This window comes from Terrabacter sp. P5_B1 (assembly GCF_056400505.1).
The window spans coordinates 1-3,761 of sequence record NZ_JBFULD010000375.1 but is presented as its reverse complement, the minus strand read 5'-3'; the positions used below and the strand labels follow the sequence as shown (position 1 = coordinate 3,761).

The following is a 3,761-nucleotide window of genomic DNA, read 5'->3' as shown; positions in this document are numbered from 1 at the left end:
GTGGTACGCGTGCGGCCGGGGCCGCTGCGCGACCGACCCGGGTGCGCAAGGAGTCCACGCCGGCGACGCCCGCGACGACCGACCCGACGCGGGTCCTGCCCGCGGTGGAGCAGACGTCGCCCCTCCCGCCCGCCGACGGCGCCGAGGCGGAGCAGGCCGCGGACCAGGCTGCGGCGCAAGGGGATTCGACGCAGGTGCTGCCGACGGTGTCGACCGACGAGCAGGACCGCGAGTGACCACCCGCGACATCGTCTTCGTCGCTGTCGGTGCCGTCACCGCACTCTCGGCCCTGCTGTCGGTGACGACGAAGCACGTCGTCCACGCCGCCCTGTGGCTGCTCGTCTCGCTCGGCTCGCTGGCCGGCGTCTACCTCGTGCTCGGCCAGGAGCTCGTCGGCCTGGTCCAGCTGCTCGTCTACGTCGGCGCCATCGTCGTGCTCGTGCTCTTCGCCCTGATGCTCACCCGCGCCCCGATCGGTCCCCACGCCGAGATCGACACGCCGCGCTGGCAGCGGATCGCCGGCGCGGTGCTCGGGGGCGCGACGACGGCCCTGCTGGCGTCGCTGCTGCTGCCCCTCTTCTCCGGGGCGACCGCCGACCTCGACACCCCGCAGACGACCACGCCCCAAGTGGCCCAGGCGGTCTTCGGCACCTGGGTCTGGCCCTTCGAGCTGCTCTCGGTGCTGCTGCTCGTCGCGCTCATCGGCGCCTTCGCGGTCTCGCGCCTCGTCCTGCAGCCGGACGGCGAGCGGGACCGCCGAGCCGTCACCCCGCAAACGCCGACGCCGACGGCAGCGGCAGCGGCGGCGGCCTCGGCGCCGAGGGGACACGGATGATCCACCCCTCGCTCCCGGCCGGCCTCGCCGCCCTGCTCGCCGGCATCGGGGTCTACGGCGTCCTCGCGCGGCGCAACGCCGTCCTCGTCCTCATCGGCGTCGAGCTCATCCTCAACGCCGCCAACCTCCTGCTCGTCACGGCGGGCAGCCGCCCGAGGACGCCGCTCTCGGCTGGTCCGGTCCTGACCCTCTTCGTCATCACCATCGCCGCCGCCGAGATCACGGTGGCGCTCGCCGTCATCCTCGTGATGTTCCGCCGCGCCGGCCACATCGACCTCACCGCGGTGCCCGACCTCACTGACGACCTCCCTGACGACCTGCCCGAGGGACACCCCGAGCCGGCGGGGGAGGGGACGTCGTGAGCTGGGTCGTGCGGATGCTCGTCGTGCTCCCGGCGCTCGCCGCCGCCATCGGGCTGCTCGTGGGACGACGGCGAGCCCTGGCCGCCGGCGTGGCCGTCGCGGCGGCCGTCGCGGTCACGGTTCTCGCCCTCGTCCAGTGGGTCGCGCCGTCGCGCACCGCCGACATCGACACCATCGGAAGGCTCCCGCTCGGTGACCTCTCGGCTCCGCTGCACCTGCTGTCCGACCAGGCCTCGGGGCTCGTGTCGTTCGTCGTCGCCCTCGTCGTGCTGGGCATCCAGGTCTTCACCGCGTGGTACCTGCGCGACGACCACCGCTACGGTCGGTTCGCCGCCACCGTCTCGCTCTTCGCGACCGGCATGCTGCTCCTCGTCCAGGCCGGCGACCTCGTCCTCGTGCTCGTCGGCTGGGAGCTCATGGGCTGGTGCTCGTGGCTGCTCATCGGCCACGACAGCGAGCGTCCGGCAGCCCGGCGGGCCGCCTACAAGGCGTTCCTCGTCACCCGGGTGGCCGACATCGGGATGGTCGTCGGCATCATCGCGCTCTCGGTGGGAGCCCGCTCCACGGACCTCCAGGCGGTGCTCACGACCACGGGCGACCGCACGCTGCTGACCGTCGGGCTCGTCGGTGTCGTCATCGGGGTGGCCGGCAAGTCGGGTCTCGTGCCCTTCCACGACTGGCTCCCCGACGCGATGGAGGGCCCGACCCCGGCGTCGGCCCTCATCCACGCGGCGACGATGGTCGCCGCCGGCACCTATGTCATCGCGCGCCTCTTCCCGCTCTACGCCGAGGACAACGGAGCCCGAACGCTGCTCGCGATCCTCGTCGCGGTGACGATGGTCTATGCCGCCCTCATCGCGCTCGCCCAGACCGACCTCAAGCGGATGCTCGCCTACTCGACCCTGAGCCAGGTCGCGATCATGCTCTCGGCCCTGGCCGCGGCGCCCGCCGAGCTCGGCCCCGGCGCCGGCCTCTCGCACCTGATCGGACACGCGTTCTTCAAGGCGCTGCTCTTCCTCGCTGCCGGCTGGCTCTCGGTGCTGGCCGGCGCGACGGCGCTCGCGGCGCTGCGTGGTCGGCTCCGGCCGACCGGGGCGCTGCGCTGGTCGATGGGCATCGGCCTGGCCGCGTTGGCGGGGGTGCCGCCGCTCATCGGCTTCTTCACCAAGGACACCGTCATCGATGCCGCCCTCGAGGGCGCGACGGGCGGCGGCGGGTTCCGCGCCTGGCTCGTCGTCGTGGCGCTCTTCGTCACCGTCGTGCTGACCGCGGCCTACTGCACCCGAGCCTGGCTGCTCCTCGACACCCCGGTGGCCGCGACCGGCGAGCTGCCCGCCGCTGCGCCGGCCGTCGTCGCCGAGGAGGACGTCGCCGTCGTGACGGCCGCCGACAGCGCCGACGACGCCGAGGTCGAGCGCGTCCATGCGCACGGGCACGCCGCCATCACCCTGCCCGCCGCGCTCGTCGTCTCGGCCCTCGCGGCCCTCACGGTCGTCGGCACGCTCTTGCTCACGAGCCTGCGCGGTGGCGTGCAGGTCGGCGTCCTCAGCGCCCTCCTGTCCGTCCTGCTCATCGCCGGCGCCGCGTATGCCGTGTGGTCCCTCAGCGACCGCGGTCGGGTCGACGTCGCCGACCTCATCCCCGGCCACGTCCGGGAGCCGGCAGTGCGTGGGTTCGGCGTCGACACGGCATACGTCGGCGTCGGGTGGGCGGTGACCGCGGTCGCGCGGCTCGTCGTCACCCTGGACCGTGACGTCGTCGACGCCTACCCACGGGCGGCCGCCGTCGTGGCACGGGCCGCGGGGCGCGCCGGTGAGCGCAGCCACCGCGGCGTGCCGTCGCTGTCGTTGCTGAGCCTGCTCGCGGGCGTCGTGCTCGTCGCGATCCTGGGGGTGACGGCGTGGCGCTGACCCTGATGCTCCTGCTGCCGCTGCTCGCGGCGATCGCCCTCATCGCGATCCCCGGTGAGTCCACGGTCGAGCGTGGCATCGCGCTCGGAGCGACCGTCGTGACAGCCGTGCTCGCCGTCGTCGTCGTCCGAGGACGTGACGAGGTGGACGCGCCGTGGATCCGCTCCCTCGGCGTCCGCTGGCACTTCGGCGTCGACGGCATCTCGGCCGCGCTCGTCCTCCTCACGGCGTTGCTCACCGTCGCCGTCGTCGCACACGCGCTCTCCGGCCCGATCCCGAGGGGCGGCACGGGCTCGACCTTCATCGGCTGCATCCTGCTCGTCGAGTCGGGGGCGCTCGCGACGTTCATGGCGCGCGACGCCATCCTCTTCTTCATCGCCTTCGAGGTCGTCCTCGTGCCGATGTGGGTGCTCGTGCGCCGCTTCGGCGACGACCACGTGCCGGACGAGACGCGCGCAGACGCCGCCGGCCGCTTCGTGCTCTTCACCGTGCTCGGCTCGACGCTGATGCTCGTCGGCATCCTCTTCCTCGTGCACTACCAGGGAACGAGCGACCTCACCGTCCTGGCGGACCGCCACGGCGCCGGCCTCTCCCGGTCGCAGCAGGTGGCCATCGCAGCGATCCTGCTGCTCGGGCTCGGGATCAAGGTGCCGC

4 protein-coding genes and 1 pseudogene are annotated in these 3,761 nt (G+C 73.4%); all 5 read left to right on the top strand.

Features of this window, described 5'->3' with window-relative positions:
- Positions 1-236, top strand: a pseudogene (locus AC1DP0_RS19440) (4Fe-4S ferredoxin); the annotation flags it as partial.
- On the top strand, positions 233-835 hold the full coding sequence (locus AC1DP0_RS19435; RefSeq protein WP_478087706.1) for an NADH-quinone oxidoreductase subunit J family protein: 603 nt from the start codon (positions 233-235) through the stop codon (positions 833-835). The pseudogene AC1DP0_RS19440 and the gene AC1DP0_RS19435, both read left to right, overlap by 4 nt.
- Positions 832-1,197: an NADH-quinone oxidoreductase subunit NuoK gene (gene nuoK, locus AC1DP0_RS19430; RefSeq protein ID WP_478087704.1), complete on the top strand. Its 366-nt coding sequence runs from the start codon at positions 832-834 to the stop codon at positions 1,195-1,197. The genes AC1DP0_RS19435 and nuoK overlap by 4 nt, the downstream gene beginning before the upstream one ends.
- The gene (locus AC1DP0_RS19425) at positions 1,194-3,107 is read left to right on the top strand and encodes an NADH-quinone oxidoreductase subunit 5 family protein (RefSeq protein ID WP_478087702.1); all 1,914 of its coding nucleotides are present in this window, start codon (positions 1,194-1,196) and stop codon (positions 3,105-3,107) included. Before nuoK ends, AC1DP0_RS19425 begins: the two co-directional genes overlap by 4 nt.
- On the top strand, positions 3,098-3,761 hold a 664-nt coding region (locus AC1DP0_RS19420), incomplete at its 3' end, for a proton-conducting transporter transmembrane domain-containing protein (RefSeq protein ID WP_478087700.1). The genes AC1DP0_RS19425 and AC1DP0_RS19420, both read left to right, overlap by 10 nt.